The organism is Kitasatospora sp. cg17-2 (assembly GCF_054031055.1).
The window spans coordinates 5,125,036-5,142,972 of record NZ_CM132923.1; the positions used below are offsets into that span (position 1 = coordinate 5,125,036).

Below are 17,937 nucleotides of genomic sequence, written 5' to 3' on the forward strand. Positions count from 1 at the left end.
GCGCCCCACGCCCGCGAACGACCCCTGAGGACTGAGACGATCTTGAGCGGATTTGTCACCAAGCCCGAGCCGGTCCAGGTGCCCGGCCTGGTCCACCTGCACACCGGCAAGGTGCGCGACCTGTACCGCGCCGAGTCGGGTGAGCTGGTGATGGTCGCCAGCGACCGCACCTCGGCCTACGACTGGGTGCTGCCCAACGAGATCCCGGACAAGGGCCGCATCCTCACCCAGCTCTCGCTGTGGTGGTTCGAGCGGATCGCCGACATCGTGCCCAACCACGTGGTCTCCACCGAGGTCCCGGCCGGCGCCCCCGCCGACTGGAAGGGCCGGACCCTGGTCTGCCGCAGCCTGGAGATGGTGCCGGTCGAGTGCGTCGCCCGCGGCTACCTGACCGGCTCCGGCCTGGAGGAGTACCGGGTCTCCCGCACCGTCTGCGGCATCGCGCTGCCCGAGGGCCTGGTCGACGGCTCCGAGCTGCCCGCCCCGATCTACACCCCCGCCCTCAAGGCCGAGGTCGGCGAGCACGACGAGAACGTCACCTACGAGGAGACCGCCCGCCGGATCGGCGCCGAGCTGGCCAACCAGCTCCGCCGGACCACCCTGGACGTCTACTCCCGGGCCCGGGACATCGCCCGTGACCGGGGCATCGTGCTGGCCGACACCAAGTTCGAGTTCGGTCTGCTGGACGGCGAGCTGGTGATCGGCGACGAGGTGCTCACCCCGGACTCCTCGCGCTTCTGGCCGGCCGACGAGTGGGAGCCGGGCCACCCCCAGCCCTCCTTCGACAAGCAGATCGTCCGCGACTGGCTGACCTCGCCGGCCTCCGGCTGGGACCGGAAGAGCGAGCAGCCGCCGCCGGAGCTGCCGGCCGAGGTGCTCGACCGGGTCCGCGCCAAGTACGTCGAGGCCTACGAGCGGATCACCGGCCTGACCTGGGTCTGAGACCGGGCGGGCGCCCGCGGGCCGGCGGTCAGATCCAGCCGTGCTCGCGGGCGATCCGCACCGCCGCGTGCCGGTTCTCCGCGCCCAGCTTGGCGACCGCCGAGGACAGGTAGTTGCGCACGGTGCCCTGGGAGAGCGAGGCGCGTTCCGCGATCCCGGCGATCGAGGTGCCGTCGGCGGCCAGCTCCAGCACATCGGTCTCGCGCGGGGTCAGCGGCGTCTCCCCGGCGGAGATCGCGTCCGCCGCGAGCTCCGGGTCCACGTACCGGCCGCCGGCCCGGACGGTCCGGATGATCCCGGCCAGGTCCGCTGCGGAGACGGTCTTCGGCAGGAAGCCCCGGACCCCGACCTCCAGCGCCCGCTTCAGGTAGCCGGGGCGGCCGTGACCGGTGACGATCATGCAGCGGCAGTCCGGCAGCAGCGCGCGCAGCCGGGTGGCCACCTCGATGCCGTCCAGACCGGGCATCTGGAGGTCCAGCACCGCGATGTCCGGCCGGTGCGCCTCGGCCATCGCCAGCGCCTCCGGGCCGGAGGCCGCCTGGGCGACCACGGCGATGTCCTCCTCCAGGGCCAGCAGCGCGGCGAGCGCGCCGCGGATCAGGTGCTCGTCGTCGGCGAGCAGGACGCGGACGGGCGCGGGGTCGGTCATCGGCGGGCCTTCCGTACGGCGGGGGTCAGAGCGGGACGCTGGCGAGCAGCCGGAAGAGCCCCGGCCCGGCCTCCGGGACGGTCAGCTCGCCGTTCTGGGCGGCGAGCCGTTCCCGCAGGCCGCTCAGGCCGGTGCCGCCGCCCTGGGAGGGCAGCGGTACGGCCGGCACCCCGTCATTCTCCAGCTCCAGCAGGACCCGGTCGCCCTCGCGGCGGAGCCTGATCGAGCAGTGGCCCGCCTCGCTGTGCCGCAGCACATTGGTGGTGGCCTCGCGGATCACCCAGCCGAGCACCGACTGGACCGCCTCCGGCAGCGCCTCGGCGTGCTCGCCGAGGTCGATCTCGCAGGCCACGTCGGCGGAGCGGAGCACCGCGCGGGCGCCGACCGCCTCCGCGTGCAGGGCCGCCGTGCGGTAGCCGCGGACCACGTCGCGGACCTCGCGCTGGGACTCCTGGGCGATCTGCTGCACCTCGGCCATCTGCTCGGCGGCCTCCGGTCGGCCGCGCCGGGCCAGCTGGACGGCCAGCTCGCTCTTGAGCGCGATGGTGGTGAGGTTGCGGCCCATCACGTCGTGCAGGTCGCGGGAGAACCGCAGCCGCTCCTCGGCGACGGCCAGCCGGGCCTGGGCCTCGCGGGCGGTGTCCAGCTCCTGGACCACGGACTGGAGCCAGGCGAAGCTGCGGCAGCTGCAGCCGATGAGCAGCATGACCAGCCCGCTGCCGGTCAGGACCCCGAGCGAGGTGCCGAGGGCGGCGCCGGTCAGCAGCAGCGCGGGGAGGACGGCGAGCAGCGCGGCCGCCCCGGCGAGGGCCGCCCGGAGCGGACGCAGCCCGACCGAGGCCGGGCCGAAGGCGGAGAAGAGCATGGTGCTGGCGACCGGGGCGGTGAAGGACACCAGCTCCCCGCCGTTCGCCGTGTCGACCCGGGGGCCGAGCAGCAGCAGCGCCCAGGAGCCGGCCACCGCGAGGCCGCCGTTGAGGGCGAGCCAGCGCAGGTGGTCGGTGGGCCGGTTCAGGTAGTGGTCCAGCGAGGTGCGGTAGGCGCGCAGGGTGACCAGGGTCTGGGCGAGGCCGAGCACCAGGGCGACCCTGGAGGCCGGGTCGCTCCCGGAGTCCGGGTCGGCCAGATTGATCATCACGGTGAGCGGCAGCGGAGCCAGCGCCATCAGGTAGAGCGACCAGCGGAGGTAGAGCTCGGAGCGCTGGGGCTTGGAACGGCCCCGCCACGCGCGCACCGGATTCACGACACCCATCTCTTCCGCTCCCCGTTCCGTCATGATCGTGCTGCGGCCTTCTTATCAGAGGTCGAACGGGGAGCGGGCCTTCGGATCTGTACCGGGCGGACGGACGCTCAGCGGCGCGGCTCCCAGCGGAAGTACCGGACGGCGCCCCAGACCGCGAGGGCGAGCCAGACGCTCCCGGTCACCAGGTGCGGAGCGGCGGTGGCCCAGGTCCCGGCGAAGCCGGTCGGGGCGGCCGAGCCGTCGGTGCCGAACCAGCCGACCCGGACCAGCTGGAAGGCCGGGGTGGAGGGCAGCAGCCGGCAGATGTCGGCGAGGCGCTCGGGCATGACCTCCAGCGGGACGAACAGCCCGGAGCCGAACTGGGTGAGCAGCAGGACCGGCATGGTGGTGATGCCGGCGCTCTCCACAGTCCGGGTGAAGGCGCTGGAGACGGCGGCCAGTGCCATCAGCGTGGCGACCGCCAGGGCCAGGCCGACCACCAGCAGCAGCGGGTTGACCGGTGCGGTGAGGTGCAGGGCGGCGGCGCCGACGACCCCGATCACCCCGCACATCAGCAGGGCCAGGCCGACCGAGGGGACGGCGGTGCCGACCAGGATCTCGAGGTCCCGGGCCTCCCCGGTGCGCAGCCGCTTGAGCACCAGCTCGCCGCGGCGGGCCACGTAGGCGGCGGTCAGGTTGTAGTAGACGACGAAGGCCAGCACCATGCCGACCGCGCCGTTGACCAGCAGCGAGTCGACGTCCAGCCCGGGGCTGCTCTCGGCCTGCTGGTCGAGCACGTTCTTGAGCCCGCCGATCAGCAGCACCGGCAGCAGGAGGGCGGTGAACAGGGCGGTCCGGTTGCGGAGCAGCAGGACCCCCTCGGCCCGGCCGAGGGCGAGCAGCCGGCGGACGACGGTGCTCCGCGGGCCGGTGTCGGAGGACCGGGTGCGCTGCGGACCGGCGGTGGTGGTGGCGGTGGTCATCGGGCGAGTCCGATCAGCTTGCGGCGGGCGGGGGGAGCGGCGGGGGTGTCGGCGGGGGGCCGGTGGCCGGCCTCGGAGGCGATGGCCAGGAAGGCCTCCTCCAGCGAGGCGCTGCGGGCGTCGAGGGCGCCGAGCGCGATCCCGTGCCGGTCGGCCCAGCCGAGCAGCTCGGTCAGGGTGGCCTGGAGGGCGGGTGTCCTGACGCTGACCTTCCGGCCGTCGACGGTGACGGTGGCGCCGGCCAGCGGCGGGAGGGAGGTGCCGGTGAACGCGGGGAGCTCGAAGCCGATCCGGGACGGGCGCCCGGCGATCACCTCGGCCACCGTGCCGGCCGCGACGATCTGTCCGCCGTGCATGATCGCCAGCCGGTCGGCGAGCTCCTCGGCCTCCTCCAGGTAGTGCGTGGTGAGCAGCACCGTGGTGCCCTCGGCGCGCAGCTCGCGGACCAGCTGCCAGACGGAGGCGCGGGCCTCCGGGTCGAGGCCGGTGCTCGGCTCGTCCAGGAACAGCACCTCGGGCCGTCCGAGCAGGGCCATCGCCAGGTCGAGACGGCGGCGCTCGCCGCCGGAGAGCTGCTTGACCCGGACCCCGCGGCGGTGGCCGAGGCCGACCAGCTCCAGCGCCTCGTCCAGGGGGCGGGCGTGGCTGGTGATGCCGGCCCAGGCGCGGCCGGTCTCGGCGACGGTGAGGTCGCCGGGGAAGCCGCCCTCCTGGAGCATGATGCCGATCCGGGGGCGGACGGAGGCCCGCTCCCGGTACGGGTCGTGCCCGAGCACCCGGACCCGGCCCCCGGTCGGGACGGCGAGGCCCTCGACGAGTTCCATGGTGGAGGTCTTGCCCGCCCCGTTGGTGCCCAGCAGGGCGAACAGCTCGCCCCGGCCGACGGTCAGGTCGACGCCGCGGACCGCGTGGTAGCGGTTACTGCCGGTGCCGTAGTGGCGGTGCAGGTCGGTGACCTCGATCACGTGGTCGCCGGCGGCGTGGGGCTGGCTCGTTTCCATGCCCCAAGCCTTCCGCCGACCGGGCCGCGCGGGCAGTGCGCGGTCTCACCGGAACCCGGTGCGGATCCACGGGTGGGCGATGACAAATGTCATGGGTGCCTCCCGGATTCCGCCGGGAGCGGGAAACGCCGAAGGGCCCTCTCTTCCGAGAGGACCCTTCGTACTGGAGCGGACGACGAGATTCGAACTCGCGACCCTCACCTTGGCAAGGTGATGCTCTACCAACTGAGCCACGTCCGCAGGATGTAACTATTGAGTTGTACTGTGCTCGCTACTGCGAGCGGACGACGAGATTCGAACTCGCGACCCTCACCTTGGCAAGGTGATGCTCTACCAACTGAGCCACGTCCGCCTGGTGCCTGAGGCACCTGCCGCCTCTCCGGATCTCTCCGTTGCGGCGACGAGGAATACTCTACAGCATCTTTCGGGGTGGTCGCCCCACCCTTCTGCCGAGGGCGGGACGACCGGGACCGGGTGGTCAGTTCGCCTCGGCGAAGGACTCGTAGACGTGCTTCGGGATGCGGCCGCGGGCGGGCAGCTCCATGCCGCGGGACTGGGCCCAGGCGCGCACGGCGGCCGGGTCGGGGGTGAGGGCGGTGCGGCGGAAGGACTTTCCGGTACGGCTCTGGCGGCGGCCGGCCGCGACGAACGGGGCGAGGGCCTCCCGCAGCTTTTCCGCGTTGTCCACGGACAAATCGATCTCGTACGACTTCCCGTCGACGCCGAAGTGGACGGTTTCTGCGGCCGCGCCGCCGTCCAGGTCGTCGGAGAGCGTGACAACTACACGCTGAGCCATGGGTGTCAATCCTCTCGGGCAATTCGGCCGACAAGGGTGCGGGTGCGCCCCGGGGCCTGATGTGCACCCTTCGCGCAAGCGCATACGGGCAGGCCGGATGGCCGTGCCGGATACGCAGCACTCGCCGCGGCAGGTGGCCCTATTCTGCACCCGAAGCGGGGAGAAATCGAAGAGTCCGGCTTTCTTTTCCGGATATTCACGTGTCTTCGCCGGGTGCCGGATACCCGTGCACTCGACTGGCCGATCTGTCCGGAGTGCCGGTATTCGGGTGCTCTTCGGTGGTTCTCGCGGGGGTTCCGGAATCCGGCGAAAAGGGGCACCCGGCGGGGGGTGGCGGGCAGGTGGAGCCCTTGTGGCGTAAGGGTCGTCGGTCTACGCGCGTCACCGTCCCCGGCCAGCAAACACGCTCGAAACCCCCGGTAGTCTGGAGTTCCCCCGCCTCACGAAGACACCACCGGGAGTGCCAGTGGCACGCGTCGTAGTCGACGTCATGCTCAAGCCGGAGATCCTCGACCCCCAGGGACAGGCGGTGCAGCGCGCACTGCCCCGTCTCGGATTCACCGGGATCTCCGACGTCCGCCAGGGCAAGCGTTTCGAGCTGGAGCTGGAGGGCCCGGTCGACGACGCCGCGCTCGCCCGTATCCGCGAAGCCGCCGAGACCTTTCTCGCCAACACCGTGATCGAGGACTTCACCGTCCGCGTCGAGGAGGACGGCAAGTGACCACCCGCGTCGGCGTCGTCACTTTCCCCGGCTCCCTCGACGACCGCGACGCCCGGCGCGCGGTCCGCCTGGCCGGCGCCGAGCCGGTCGCCCTCTGGCACCGTGACAAGGATCTCCACCAGGTCGACGCCGTCGTCCTGCCGGGCGGATTCAGTTACGGCGACTATCTGCGCTGCGGTGCGATCTCCCGGTTCTCGCCGGTGATGGAGACCGTCATCGAGCAGGCCCGGCTGGGAATGCCCGTTCTCGGTATCTGCAACGGCTTCCAGGTGCTGTGCGAATCCCACCTGCTGCCCGGCGCGCTCACCCGCAACGACTCGCTGCACTTCGTCTGCCGCGACCAGAAGCTGCGGATCGAGAACAACGGCACCGCCTGGACCCGGGATTACACCCCCGGGCAGGAAATCGTCGTGCCGCTGAAGAACGGCGAGGGCCGCTTCGTCGCCGACGAGCGGGTCCTGGACGAGCTGGAGGCCGAGGGCCGGGTGGTCGCCCGTTACCTCGACGTCAACCCCAACGGTTCGTACCGTGACATCGCCGGCATCACCAACGCCGCCGGCAATGTCGTCGGTCTGATGCCGCACCCCGAGCACGCCGTGGAGCCGCTCACCGGTCCCACCACCGAGGGCCTGGGCTTCTTCACTTCCGTACTGAAGCAGCTGGTGAACGCCTGATGAGCCTCGACACCGTCAAGAACGCCGAGCAGACCCCGGACGCCGCCCAGCCCTGGGCCGAGCTCGGTCTCAAGCAGGACGAGTACGCCCGGATCCGGGAGATTCTCGGCCGCCGCCCGACCGGCGCGGAACTCGCCATGTACTCGGTCATGTGGTCGGAGCACTGTTCGTACAAGAGCTCCAAGGTCCACCTGAAGCAGTTCGGCGACAAGAAGCCCGAGACGGACGCGATGCTCGTCGGCATCGGCGAGAACGCCGGTGTGGTCGACGTCGGCCAGGGTTACGCGGTCACCTTCAAGGTCGAGTCGCACAACCACCCGTCGTACATCGAGCCCTACCAGGGCGCGGCCACCGGCATCGGCGGCATCGTCCGCGACATCCTCGCGATGGGTGCCCGCCCGGTCGCCGTGATGGACCCGCTGCGGTTCGGCGCGGCCGACCACCCGGACACCCGGCGCGTGCTGCCCGGCATCGTCGCGGGCATCGGCGGCTACGGCAACTGCCTGGGCCTGCCGAACATCGGCGGCGAGGTCGTCTTCGACTCCTGCTACCAGGGCAACCCGCTGGTCAACGCGCTCTGCGTGGGTGTCATGAAGCACGAGGACATCCACCTCGCGCAGGCCTCCGGCGCCGGCAACAAGGTCGTCCTGTACGGCGCCCGCACCGGCGGCGACGGCATCGGCGGCGTCTCGGTGCTCGCCTCCGAGACCTTCGACGACAGCAAGCCGGCCAAGCGCCCGGCGGTCCAGGTCGGCGACCCGTTCCAGGAGAAGCTCCTGATCGAGTGCACCCTGGAGATCTTCCGGGAGAAGCTGGTCAAGGGCATCCAGGACCTCGGCGGCGCCGGGCTGTCCTGCGCCACCTCCGAGCTGGCCTCGGCCGGCTCCGGCGGCATGCGGATCGACCTCGACACGGTGCACCTGCGCGACCACACGCTCTCGCCCGAGGAGATCCTCATGAGCGAGTCGCAGGAGCGCATGTGCGCGATCGTCGAGCCGGACAAGATCGACCGCTTCCTGGAGATCTGCGAGAAGTGGGACGTCATCGCCAACGTCATCGGTGAGGTCACCGACGGCGAGCGGCTGGAGATCTTCTGGCACGGCGAGCTCGTGGTGGACGTGCCCCCGCGCACCGTCGCCCACGAGGGCCCGACCTACCAGCGTCCGTACGCCCGCCCGAGCTGGCAGGACGCGCTGCAGGCCGACGCCCCGACGGCCGAGCGGCTGGCCCGCCCGACCACCGGCGAGGGCCTCAAGGCGGACCTGCTGAAGCTCGCCTCGCACCCGAACCAGGCCTCCAAGTCCTGGATCACGGACCAGTACGACCGGTACGTGCTCGGCAACACCGTGCTCTCGCACGGCGAGGACTCGGGCATGATCCGGATCGACGACGAGACCAACCTCGGCGTCTCGGTCGCCACCGACGGCAACGGCCGCTACACCAAGCTGGACCCGTACACCGGTGCCCAGCTGGCCCTCGCCGAGGCGTACCGCAACGTCGCGGCCGGCGGTGCCAAGCCGCTCGCCGTCTCGGACTGCCTCAACTTCGGCTCCCCCGAGGACCCGGACGTGATGTGGCAGTTCGCCGAGGCCACCCGCGGTCTCGCCGACGCCTGCCTGACCCTGGGCACCCCGGTGACCGGCGGCAACGTCTCGCTGTACAACCAGACCGGCGAGGTCGCCATTCACCCGACCCCCGTGGTCGCGGTGCTCGGCGTCATCGACGACGTCACCCGCCGCACTCCGATGGCGTTCGCCGAGGAGGGGCAGCTGCTCTACCTGCTCGGCGACACCGAGGACGAGCTGGGCGGCTCGGCCTGGTCGCAGGCGGTCCACGACCACCTGGGCGGCCTGCCGCCCAAGGTCGACCTGGAGCGCGAGCGGCTGCTCGGCGAGATCCTGATCGCCGGCTCCCGGGACGGCATGGTCGACGCCGCGCACGACCTCTCCGACGGCGGCCTGGGCCAGGCGCTGGTGGAGAGCTGCCTCAAGGGCGGCCGGGGTGCCCGGATCGTCGTGCCCGAGGGCCTGGACCCGTTCGTGTTCCTGTTCTCCGAGTCGGCCGGCCGCGCTGTCGTGGCCGTGCCGCGCAGCGAGGAGCTCCGGTTCAACGACATGTGCACCGCGCGGGGCCTGCCGGCCGTCCGCATCGGTGTGGTGGACGGCGACTCCCTGGACGTCCAGGGGCAGTTCACCGTCCCGCTGGCGGAGCTGAAGGACGCCCACACCGGCGTCATCGAGGCCCTGCTGGCCTGATCGGCAGCACGGCCGCCCGAGGGGCGGACGGTCCTTCCCGGACCGTCCGCCCCTCGGCGTATGTTGGGCCCCATGCCTGCCAAGTCCCGTACCTACCAACCCGCGAAGGTGCGCGCCGCGCTCGCGGCGCAGACCGGGGCGCTGCGCGACGCCGTCCGGGGGCTGTGCGAACGCCCCGACGCCGAGCAGTGCCTGGCCCGGCCGACCCGGCTCGGGGAGTGGCGGGTGCGCGAGCTGCTGGCGCACCTCGCCGTCCAGATCGAGTGGCTGCCGGCGCATCTCGACGATCCGGTGGAGGGCCGGGCGCCGCTGGACCTGCCGCGGTGGGCGGAGCGGGTCGGCGCCCTCGCCCCGCTGCTCGACGAGCAGGCCAGGGCGCGGTCGGCGGAGGGGTTCGACGGTGACCCGGCCTCGGTGGCGGCGGCCTTCGACCGTGCCGCCGACGCGCTGCTCGGCGCCCTGGCCCGGCCGGAGGCGGCCGATCCGGCCCGGCGCTTCGAGATCCGGCTGGGTTCGATGGCGCTCACCGAGTTCCTGGTGACCAGGCTGGTCGAGACCGTGGTGCACGCCGACGACCTGGCCGAGGCGCTCGGCCCCGACGCCTTCCCGCACGACCGGCAGGCGGTGGCCGCCGTGACCAGGATGCTCGCCGACGCCTTCGCCGAGCTGGTGCCGGGCGGCGCGGTGGAGCTGCGGGTGCCGCCGTACGCGGTGGTGCAGGCCGTCGAGGGGCCGAGGCACACCCGGGGCACCCCGCCGAACGTGGTCGAGACCGATCCGCTGACCTGGATCCGGCTGGCCACCGGCCGCGCCGACTGGGCGGAGGCGGTCGACTCCGCCGTGGTGTCGGCCAGTGGCGAGCGCAGCGACCTGCGGACGTACCTGCCGGTACTGGGCTGAGCGGTCCCGCTCCGGCCCGAACGACCGGCCCGAACGACCGGCCCGAACGACCGACCCGAACGACCGGCCCGACCGGCCCGAACGACCGGCCCGACCGGCGCCGGCAGGCCTCAGGGGACGGCGGGACCGCTCAGATAGCCGCCGTCGGCGCTGTACGGCCAGGCGTTGGCCGTACAGCCCTTGAGACCGTAGATCTGCTGCATCATCGCGGGCGCGGGCTTTCCTGGGCCGGGGCAGCCCTCGTGGCCGTGGCCGATCCGGTGGCCGACCTCGTGGTTGATCACCAGGGCGCGGTACTCGTCGATGGGACCGCTGAACTGGGGCGAGCCGATGGTCCAGCGCTTGACGTTGACCACCACCTGGTTGCCGACGTTGCAGTTCACCTCGCCGTGGGTGTCCAGTCCGGCCGCGCCGCAGATCCGGTCCACGGTGGCGGCGGAGGCGATCTTCACGGTGAAGTCGTAGGCACCGGAGGAGACGAGCTGGAAGCCGTTCCGGCGGTCGTTGGTCCAGCCGCGCTTGTCGGCGAGGATGCCCTGGATCTGGGCGGCGGAGGCCGTCGGGTCGATGCCGATGCCGTCCTCGACCTCGACCCGGTAGCGGCGGACGGTGCCCCGGCCGACCGGGTCGGCGGAGCCCTGGGCGACGGTGAAGGTGCCGGCGCCCTTGGCCGGTGGGGTTTCCGGGCCGCCCGGCTGTGGGGTCGCGGCGGGCGCGGGCGGAGCCGCGGGGGCGGGCGGGGCGCTGGGCGTGACCGGCGCCGGGGCGGCGGCCGCCGGGGGCCCGGACGGCGGCGCCGAGGGCACCGGGGCGGCGGGCGTGGACGCGGGCGGGGCGGCGGCGGTGCCGTCCGGCGGGGCGACCCTGGCCTGGGCGGTCCGGTCGGCGCCGGGCAGGGCGTCGGGGCGGTTCAGGGTGAACAGGGTCCCGCCCAGGATCAGCACCGCGGCGACCAGCGCGGTGAGCATGCCGGGCCCGAGCCGACGGCGGGGCGGGCGCCTGCGGCGGGAGCCCGCCGCGCCGCGGGGCCGACCGCCGGATCCGCCCGTGCGGCGCGCTGGGCGCCCCCCGGGGCGTGCGTCGGTACGGGAACGGCGGGCGGGACTGCTTGCGGGCACGCTGGGGCTTTCTGTCGACCCGTGGGGCCGCGAAACCTCGAACTGACGTGCGCGCCCCCCTGGCCAGCCCACCCTGGCATGGCGGACCGGTGAATGTCCACGTACGGGATGTGCACAGAACGGACAAAAACCGCCCCCGGTGTCCTGTCGGGCACCGGGGGCGGCGGGTCACGAGCGGTCGGGGCACCGACCGTCGGGCGTCAGCCCAGGGTCGCGGCGGCAGTCGGCGAGCTGTCCCGGAGGAACTGCGAGCAGCGCTCCGCCTCCTCCTTCTCCTCGATCGCGGCGGCGGCCCGGCCGAGCGCGTGCAGCGCCCGCAGGAAGCCGCGGTTCGGCTCGTGCTCCCACGGCACCGGGCCGTGGCCCTTCCAGCCGCTGCGGCGCAGCGAGTCCAGGCCGCGGTGGTAGCCGGTGCGGGCGTAGGCGTAGGACTCCACGACCCGGCCGGCCGCGAAGGCGTCGTCGGCGAGCTGGGCCCAGGCCAACGAGGAGGTCGGGAACTTCGCGGCCACCTCGGCCGGGGAGGCGCCGCCGGCCAGCAGCTCCAGCGGGCCGGGCTCGGCGGGCAGGTGCGTGGGGGCGGGACCCCCGAGGAGGTTCTCGTGAATGCTCATGCCCCCCAGTGAACCACCGGGGGGCACGAGTGCAGGACCACTGGGGGCAGGGCCCGCTACTTCAGGCGGTTGCCCGCCGAACGCAGCTGCTGGGCGGCCTCCAGCACGCGCGCGGCCATGCCGGCCTCGGCGAGCTTGCCCCAGGTGCGCGGGTCGTAGGTGTTCTTCCGGCCGACCTCGCCGTCGACCTTCAGCACGCCGTCGTAGTTCTGGAACATGTGCGCCACGACGGGGCGGGTGAAGGCGTACTGGGTGTCGGTGTCCAGGTTCATCTTCACGACGCCGTTCTCCAGCGCGGTGGCGATCTCCTCGGCGGTCGAGCCGGAGCCGCCGTGGAAGACGAAGTCGAACGGGTCGTTCTTGCCGTACTGCTTGCCGATCGCGTCCTGCAGCTCGCGCAGCAGCTCCGGCTTCAGCACGACGTTGCCCGGCTTGTAGACGCCGTGCACGTTGCCGAACGAGGCGGCCAGCAGGTAGCGGCCCTTCTCGCCCAGGCCCAGGGCCTCGGCGGTGCGGACGGCGTCGTTGACGGTGGTGTACAGCTCGTCGTTGATCTCGTGGGTGACGCCGTCCTCCTCGCCGCCGGTCGGGGTGATCTCGACCTCAAGGATGATCTTGGCCGCGGCGGCCTGGGCGAGCAGCTCCTGGGCGATGGCCAGGTTGTCGCTCAGGGTCTCGGCGGAGCCGTCCCACATGTGCGACTGGAAGAGCGGGTTCTGGCCCTTGGCGACGCGCTCGGCGGAGACCGCCAGCAGCGGGCGGACGTAGCCGTCCAGCTTGTCCTTCGGGCAGTGGTCGGTGTGCAGCGCGACGGTGATGTCGTACTTGGCGGCGACGATGTGCGCGAACTCGGCGAGGGCGACGGCGCCGGTCACCATGTCCTTGTTGTGCTGGCCGCCCAGGAACTCCGCGCCGCCGGTCGAGATCTGGATGATGCCGTCGCTCTCGGCCTCGGCGAAGCCGCGCAGCGCGGCGTGCAGGGTCTGCGAGGAGGTCACGTTGATCGCCGGGTAGGCGAACTTGCCCGCCTTGGCCCGGTCCAGCATCTCGTTGTAGATCTCGGGAGTTGCGATGGGCATGCGAATCCGCTCCTGTCGGTGTGCGGCGTACGGACGGTGCTGTCCGACGCTGTGTACGCCTGGTGACGACTCCGGGGTACCGGGGCCGGTGCGCGGCTCTGCGTGCGGCTTGACCGGTACCGAGGTCAGAGGCAGCGGCCGCGGAGCGGCGATGAGGGTGTTCGCCACCGCGGGCCGGTCGCCGGTGCCATCCTCCCAGAATGCCCACCGCCTCCACCATGCGGCCCGCCAGTCGGGACGGCCGCCCCCGGCAGCCCGCCGTTCGGAGGCCGTGCCCCGGGCACGGCGGTGACGTGCGACGAAAGGATGAGTACCCACCGACCCCCTGGGGCGAGGCTCGAACAAAGACGGGCCCGCTATCCTGCGGCCGTGGACTACAACCAGCTGGCCGTCAATCTGCTCGACGCCAAATCACTGATCTCGTCCCTCGGTGCGATCGGGCTGATCGCGATCATCTTCGCGGAGACCGGCCTGCTGGTCGGGTTCTTCTTCCCGGGTGACTCGCTGCTCATCATCGCGGGTGTCGCCGCGTCGAGCGCCGCCTCGTCGGTCCTCGGCGAGGGCCACCGACTGCCGATCGCCACCCTGCTGATCGGGGCGCCGATCGCGGCGATCGCCGGGGCCCAGCTCGGGCACCAGATCGGGGTGAAGGTCGGACCGAAGATGTTCGACAAGCCCGAATCGAAGATCTTCAAGCGCGAGTACGTGCAGAAGGCCGAGGAGTACTTCAACCGCTTCGGCCCCGGCAAGGCCGTCGTGCTCGCCCGTTTCATGCCGATCGTCCGGACCTTCCTGAACCCGGTCGCGGGCACGCTGGAGATGCCGGCCAGGACCTTCTTCCTCTGGAACGTCGTCGGCGGCGTGCTGTGGACCGAGTCGATGCTGCTGATCGGCTACTTCTTCGGTGACGCGCTCGCCCCGGTGATCGACAAGTACCTGATCCCGGCCGTGCTGCTGATCGTGCTGCTCTCCATCTCGCCGATGCTGGTCGAGGTGCTGCGCGAGCGCCGGAAGAAGAAGGCCGCCGGTCCGGAGGCCGAGAACGCCGACGCCGACGCCGTCCAGGCCGGCGGCGGCCGGCACCGCCGCGGCTGAGCCTTCCACCCAGGACAACGGCCGGGGCCCGGCGCTGTTTCACGTGAAACAGCGCCGGGCCCCGGCCGTTCGGTCGTGCGGGGAGCCGGGGCTCAGAGGCCCAGGTCGTCCAGGTTGTACGCGGTGACGTAGGGCAGGCCCTCGGCCTCGACCGCGGCGGCGCCGCCGCGCTCGACGATCACCGCGACGCCGACCACCTCGGCGCCCGCCTCGCGCAGGGCCTCGACGGCGGTCAGCACCGAGCCACCGGTGGTGGAGGTGTCCTCGACGGCCAGCACCCGGCGGCCCTTGACCTCCGGGCCCTCGATCCGGCGCTGCAGGCCGTGCGCCTTGCCGGCCTTGCGGACCACGAAGGCGTCCAGCTCACGGCCGCGCGCGGCGGCGGCGTGCAGCATCGCGGCGGCGACCGGGTCGGCGCCCAGGGTCAGCCCGCCGACGGCGTCGTACTCCAGGTGCGCGGTGGCGTCCAGCATCACCCGGCCGACCAGCGGAGCGGCCTGGCCGTCCAGCGTGATCCGGCGCAGGTCGACGTAGTAGTCGGCCTCCTTGCCGGAGGAAAGGGTGACCTTGCCGTGGACGACGGCCTTGTTCTTGATCTGTGCCAGCAGGGCGTCGCGGTCGTTGCTCATGGACATTCAGTCTAGGGCCTGTATTCGGGCCCCCGCCTGCGGTGCGACGCCGGGGCACCCACGCCCCCGGCCTTCGCTCGGGGGGAGACGCCCCGCCCGCCCTCCGGGCGGACGACGGGGGTCCGAAGGCGGACCCTGAGCCTGCCCCGGCCCGGGGCCGGTCGGCGGGTGGCGGGTCAGCGGCGGCGGCGCAGGGCCCTGACCAGCACGACGGTGCCGCCCAGCAGGGCCACTCCGCCGCCGATCATCCACGGCACCGTGCTGCGGCCGCCCACTCCGGGGACCACGATGCCGCCGGCGTCGCCGCCCCAGCGGGAAGCCGCCCGGGCGCGGGCGCTGCGGGCCGGCAGGGCGGGGGCGTACGGGCCGCGCGGCGGGGCGTGGTCGACCTCCTCGGCGGAGCGGCCGACGATGCTGCGGCGGACCGGGCCGCCGAGCACCGGCTCCGGCTCGTAGCCGAAGGGCGGCTCGGCGGGGAGTTCGGCGGAGACCTCGCGCTCGGTCCCGGCGGCGGGCGCGTCGGCCCCGGCCCCGCCGGCGGCGGGCTCGTCGACGTCGTCGGCCTCGTCCGGGTCGCCCAGCGGCAGGCCGAAGCGCTCGGCGTCGGCGTCGGAGAAGGCGATGAGGTCGGAGAGGTCGTCGTCGAGGTCGTCGCCGGGCTCGTCCTCGCGGTCCTCGTCGAGGGCCTCGTGGCGGTTCTCCAGGAACACCACCGTGGCCGAGTCCTCGGAGTCCTCCGGGGAGTCGGAGTCGCCGGTCTCGTCGGTGTCGTCGGTGTCGTCGGAGGCGTCGGTGTCGTCGGAATCCTGGACGTCCTCGGCGGCGTCCGGCTCGGTCCCGGTGACGGTGTCCGCTCCCGCGTCCGCGTCCGCCTCCGCGTCCGTCCCGGTCCCCGTCCCGCCCTCGGCGTCGCCGTCCGCCTCCGCGGTGCCGTCCGGCGAGGCCAGGGCGGCGGCGAAGCGGTCCAGCAGCCGGCGCCCGGCCGCGTCGAGCGTCTCGCCGTCGAACTCGGTCAGCCGCCCGGTGGCACTCAGGTCACCGGTGAAGCGCACCACCGAGGTGCCCTGCTCGGTGCCCTCGGCGACGCTGATCCGGACGGTGGCGGTCGCCTCGCCGCTGCCGCGCGCCTCCTGGCCCTCGGCGAACGCGGTCAGCACGCCCTCGCGGCCCTCGATCAGTGAGAGCACGCCCTTGTAGGTGATGCTGGAGGTGCCGATCCGAAGCTTCAGCCGGCCCCCGATCTCCTCCGCCGGGCCACCGCCGACGGCGGCCGGTTCGGTGCTCAGCCCCGGCACGGAACGCGCCAGCAGCGCCGGATCCTGCAGGGCCTGCCTGACCTGCCCGGCCGGCATCGGGACGACAACCTCATGCTCCATGCCACGGAGCCTACCGACCGAACCCGCGCCCGGCCCCGCCCTGTCCCCTACCTGTCGCCGTGGCTCGTCCGCCCGCCGCCCGCCCGCCGCCCGGCCGTCGACCCCCGAGCGCCGGGGGCCGACGGGGCGGCGGATCCGGTCAGCGCGGGCCGAGCAGGGTGAGGGCGGCGGGCGGACGGAGCGGCCGCAGCGCGGTGAGGCGGGCGGCGGAGGCGCGCAGGCCGTCCGCGGTGAGGGCGCGGGGCGGCGGTGCGTCTGGGGAGAGGGTGAGCGGCGGTTGGGCGGCCGCGGCGAGCAGGAAGCTCTGGCTGCTCGCCGGCCCCGGCCGGCAACTGGCCGTCGCGCCGCCCGCGACGGCGTACGGGACGGTCCGCAGCCCGGCCGCCCGCAGCCCGGACTCCACCTGCCACAGCCCCTGCCGCCCGGGCTGCTCCTCGCCGCCGCGCACGGCGAGCCGTCCGCCCGGGGCCAGCAGCCGGGTGGTGAGGCCGTAGAACTCCTGGGAGTGGAACTTCACCGGTCCGCCGTCGGCGGGGGCGGGCAGGTCGGCGAGGACCACGTCGAAGGACTGGCCGGGCGAGGGCCGGACACCGCGCAGCCAGTCCAGCGGGTCGGCCTCGGCGGTGCGCACCCGGGGGTCGTCCAGGGACCGGCCGGAGAGCGCGGCGAGGCCCGGGTCGGTGCGGGCGAGCCGGGGGAGCTCCGGGTCCGGGTCGACCACCAGGACCGAGCGGACGCCGCTGTGCCGCAGCACCTCCCGGAGCGCGAGCCCGTCCCCGCCGCCGAGCAGCAGGACCCGTCCGTCCGGCCCGGCGGCCATGGCGGGGTGGACGAGGGCCTCGTCGCCCCGGTAGGCGTCCGGTCCGCAGACCGCGAGCCGGCCGTCGACGTACAGCCGCAGCGGGCCCTCGGCCGGGCCGGTGAGCACGATCTCCTGGTCGCGGTTCTGGCTGACGGAGCGGATCTGCCCGCCGTACAGGGCCTGCCGGGCCGCCCGTTCGACCGCGCCGGACCACAGGGCGGCCGAGGCGAGCAGGGCGAGGACGAGCGCGCAGCCGCCCCAGAGCAGCCGCCGGGCCCGGGGGTCCGGTTCCTCGCGGAAGAGCCAGAGCACCAGGGCGCCCCCGGCGACGGCGTTGACGGCGCCGGTGACCAGCGCGCCGCTGCCGGGGCCGAGCAGGGGCAGGATCAGGAACGGGAAGGCGAGGCCCCCGATCAGCGCGCCCACGTAGTCGGCGGCGAAGAGGTCGGCGGCGGCGCGTCCGGCGTCCTCGCGGCGGATCCGCTGGATCAGGGTCATCAGCAGCGGGATCTCGGCGCCGATGAGGACGCCGATGAGGCAGGTCAGGCCGACCATCGCGGCCTGGTAGCGGCCGATCCAGGCCCAGCAGGAGTAGAGCGCCAGTACGGACAGGCCGCCGGTGAGGGCGAGGGCGCACTCGACCAGGGCGAAGGCGGTGGCGGGCCGTCGGGTGAAGCGTTTGGCGAGCAGCGAGCCGAGGCCCATCGCGAACACCATGACGGAGAGCACGACCGAGGTTTGGGTGACCGAGTCCCCGAGCAGATAGTCGCCGAGGGCCACGAGTTCCAGCTCGTAGACGAGTCCGCAGGCCGCGCAGACGAACGCGGCGAGCAGCACCACCGCCCGGGCGAGCTCGGGGCGGGCACGCAGGCGGGACCGACGGCGGGCGGGCAGGGAGGTCAGGCTCCGCCCGGGCCGGGGTGGGCTGCCGTCGTCGAGGTCGAGGCCCGGCTGTGCGGGGGGCGGACCGACCGGATGATTGATCACGAACAAACGCTAGGCGACGTTCGGGACGGACGGCTGCGCCCATTCGACGGACAGGGCGGTATCGCAGGTTGACGAATCGTTCCTGCGTACGAAT

General features: G+C 73.3%; 17 protein-coding genes and 2 tRNA genes. 6 read left to right on the forward strand and 13 right to left on the reverse strand.

Annotation, left to right across the window (positions count from 1 at the left end):
• Positions 1-42 precede the first annotated feature (42 nt).
• Positions 43-942 carry a phosphoribosylaminoimidazolesuccinocarboxamide synthase gene (locus ACW14Y_RS21700; RefSeq protein ID WP_380305859.1) on the forward strand — a complete coding sequence of 300 codons (900 nt, stop codon included), beginning with the start codon at positions 43-45 and terminating at the stop codon, positions 940-942.
• A 28-nt stretch (positions 943-970) separates the two neighbouring features.
• Here the strand turns inward: ACW14Y_RS21700 and ACW14Y_RS21705 are convergent, their stop codons facing one another.
• The 7 genes from ACW14Y_RS21705 to ACW14Y_RS21735 all read right to left on the reverse strand — a co-directional run bounded on the left by ACW14Y_RS21705 (position 971) and on the right by ACW14Y_RS21735 (position 5,593).
• On the reverse strand, positions 971-1,591 hold the full coding sequence (locus tag ACW14Y_RS21705; RefSeq protein ID WP_266312191.1) for a response regulator transcription factor: 621 nt from the start codon (positions 1,589-1,591) through the stop codon (positions 971-973).
• Positions 1,592-1,616: 25 nt separating this feature from the next.
• A complete protein-coding gene (locus ACW14Y_RS21710) occupies positions 1,617-2,843 on the reverse strand; it encodes a sensor histidine kinase (protein ID WP_456983012.1) in 1,227 nt (408 codons plus the stop codon).
• Positions 2,844-2,941: 98 nt separating this feature from the next.
• A complete protein-coding gene (locus ACW14Y_RS21715) occupies positions 2,942-3,796 on the reverse strand; it encodes an ABC transporter permease (protein ID WP_380386543.1) in 855 nt (284 codons plus the stop codon).
• A complete protein-coding gene (locus ACW14Y_RS21720; RefSeq protein ID WP_456983014.1) occupies positions 3,793-4,797 on the reverse strand; it encodes an ATP-binding cassette domain-containing protein in 1,005 nt (334 codons plus the stop codon). The genes ACW14Y_RS21715 and ACW14Y_RS21720 overlap by 4 nt, the downstream gene beginning before the upstream one ends.
• Before the next feature lie 164 nt (positions 4,798-4,961).
• Positions 4,962-5,037 (reverse strand) — tRNA-Gly (locus ACW14Y_RS21725).
• Between the two features lie 39 nt (positions 5,038-5,076).
• A tRNA-Gly gene (locus ACW14Y_RS21730) sits at positions 5,077-5,149 on the reverse strand.
• A gap of 126 nt (positions 5,150-5,275) precedes the next feature.
• Positions 5,276-5,593, reverse strand: a complete 318-nt coding sequence (locus ACW14Y_RS21735) for a histone-like nucleoid-structuring protein Lsr2 (RefSeq protein WP_266270671.1) — start codon at positions 5,591-5,593, stop codon at positions 5,276-5,278.
• A gap of 460 nt (positions 5,594-6,053) precedes the next feature.
• Here ACW14Y_RS21735 and purS point away from each other — a divergent pair, with 460 nt between their 5' ends.
• The 4 genes from purS to ACW14Y_RS21755 all read left to right on the forward strand — a co-directional run bounded on the left by purS (position 6,054) and on the right by ACW14Y_RS21755 (position 10,143).
• On the forward strand, positions 6,054-6,314 hold the full coding sequence (gene purS, locus ACW14Y_RS21740; protein ID WP_078879748.1) for a phosphoribosylformylglycinamidine synthase subunit PurS: 261 nt from the start codon (positions 6,054-6,056) through the stop codon (positions 6,312-6,314).
• Positions 6,311-6,988 (forward strand): phosphoribosylformylglycinamidine synthase subunit PurQ, encoded by a 678-nt coding sequence (gene purQ, locus ACW14Y_RS21745; RefSeq protein WP_266270672.1) that lies wholly within the window; start codon positions 6,311-6,313, stop codon positions 6,986-6,988. Before purS ends, purQ begins: the two co-directional genes overlap by 4 nt.
• Complete coding sequence (gene purL / locus ACW14Y_RS21750) at positions 6,988-9,243, forward strand: phosphoribosylformylglycinamidine synthase subunit PurL (protein ID WP_380305869.1); 2,256 nt, start codon at positions 6,988-6,990, stop codon at positions 9,241-9,243. Before purQ ends, purL begins: the two co-directional genes overlap by 1 nt.
• A 72-nt stretch (positions 9,244-9,315) precedes the next feature.
• Positions 9,316-10,143, forward strand: a complete 828-nt coding sequence (locus ACW14Y_RS21755; protein ID WP_456983018.1) for a sterol carrier family protein — start codon at positions 9,316-9,318, stop codon at positions 10,141-10,143.
• A 110-nt stretch (positions 10,144-10,253) separates the two neighbouring features.
• Here the strand turns inward: ACW14Y_RS21755 and ACW14Y_RS21760 are convergent, their stop codons facing one another.
• From ACW14Y_RS21760 to fbaA, 3 genes are all read right to left on the reverse strand, one after another.
• A complete protein-coding gene (locus ACW14Y_RS21760; RefSeq protein WP_456983020.1) occupies positions 10,254-11,111 on the reverse strand; it encodes a DUF3152 domain-containing protein in 858 nt (285 codons plus the stop codon).
• Positions 11,112-11,461: 350 nt separating this feature from the next.
• Entirely contained in the window at positions 11,462-11,875 is a 414-nt protein-coding gene (locus ACW14Y_RS21765) for a DUF3151 domain-containing protein (RefSeq protein ID WP_266270676.1), read from the reverse strand.
• A 56-nt stretch (positions 11,876-11,931) separates the two neighbouring features.
• A complete protein-coding gene (gene fbaA / locus ACW14Y_RS21770; protein WP_279617254.1) occupies positions 11,932-12,960 on the reverse strand; it encodes a class II fructose-bisphosphate aldolase in 1,029 nt (342 codons plus the stop codon).
• A 363-nt stretch (positions 12,961-13,323) separates the two neighbouring features.
• On the opposite strand from fbaA, the gene ACW14Y_RS21775 reads away from it, so the two are divergent.
• A complete protein-coding gene (locus tag ACW14Y_RS21775; RefSeq protein WP_030392495.1) occupies positions 13,324-14,049 on the forward strand; it encodes a DedA family protein in 726 nt (241 codons plus the stop codon).
• A gap of 92 nt (positions 14,050-14,141) precedes the next feature.
• Here ACW14Y_RS21775 and pyrE read toward each other — a convergent pair whose 3' ends face one another.
• From pyrE to ACW14Y_RS21790, 3 genes are all read right to left on the reverse strand, one after another.
• Complete coding sequence (gene pyrE, locus ACW14Y_RS21780; protein WP_266312201.1) at positions 14,142-14,678, reverse strand: orotate phosphoribosyltransferase; 537 nt, start codon at positions 14,676-14,678, stop codon at positions 14,142-14,144.
• A gap of 176 nt (positions 14,679-14,854) precedes the next feature.
• A complete protein-coding gene (locus ACW14Y_RS21785; RefSeq protein ID WP_456983023.1) occupies positions 14,855-16,054 on the reverse strand; it encodes a hypothetical protein in 1,200 nt (399 codons plus the stop codon).
• A gap of 139 nt (positions 16,055-16,193) precedes the next feature.
• Positions 16,194-17,843, reverse strand: coding sequence for a spermine/spermidine synthase domain-containing protein (locus ACW14Y_RS21790; protein WP_380438692.1), 1,650 nt, complete (start codon positions 17,841-17,843; stop codon positions 16,194-16,196).
• Positions 17,844-17,937: the final 94 nt, after the last annotated feature.

What these genes read in the sequence shown, in the direction of transcription:
- ACW14Y_RS21705 (WP_266312191.1), bottom strand. Translation starts at nt 1,591, where the DNA reads ATGACCGACCCCGCGCCCGTCCGCGTCCTGCTCGCCGACGACGAGCAC.
- ACW14Y_RS21710 (WP_456983012.1), bottom strand. Translation starts at nt 2,843, where the DNA reads ATGGGTGTCGTGAATCCGGTGCGCGCGTGGCGGGGCCGTTCCAAGCCC.
- ACW14Y_RS21715 (WP_380386543.1), bottom strand. Translation starts at nt 3,796, where the DNA reads ATGACCACCGCCACCACCACCGCCGGTCCGCAGCGCACCCGGTCCTCC.
- ACW14Y_RS21720 (WP_456983014.1), bottom strand. Translation starts at nt 4,797, where the DNA reads ATGGAAACGAGCCAGCCCCACGCCGCCGGCGACCACGTGATCGAGGTC.
- ACW14Y_RS21735 (WP_266270671.1), bottom strand. Translation starts at nt 5,593, where the DNA reads ATGGCTCAGCGTGTAGTTGTCACGCTCTCCGACGACCTGGACGGCGGC.
- purL (WP_380305869.1), top strand. Translation starts at nt 6,988, where the DNA reads ATGAGCCTCGACACCGTCAAGAACGCCGAGCAGACCCCGGACGCCGCC.
- ACW14Y_RS21755 (WP_456983018.1), top strand. Translation starts at nt 9,316, where the DNA reads ATGCCTGCCAAGTCCCGTACCTACCAACCCGCGAAGGTGCGCGCCGCG.
- ACW14Y_RS21760 (WP_456983020.1), bottom strand. Translation starts at nt 11,111, where the DNA reads ATGCTCACCGCGCTGGTCGCCGCGGTGCTGATCCTGGGCGGGACCCTG.
- ACW14Y_RS21765 (WP_266270676.1), bottom strand. Translation starts at nt 11,875, where the DNA reads ATGAGCATTCACGAGAACCTCCTCGGGGGTCCCGCCCCCACGCACCTG.
- pyrE (WP_266312201.1), bottom strand. Translation starts at nt 14,678, where the DNA reads ATGAGCAACGACCGCGACGCCCTGCTGGCACAGATCAAGAACAAGGCC.
- ACW14Y_RS21785 (WP_456983023.1), bottom strand. Translation starts at nt 16,054, where the DNA reads ATGGAGCATGAGGTTGTCGTCCCGATGCCGGCCGGGCAGGTCAGGCAG.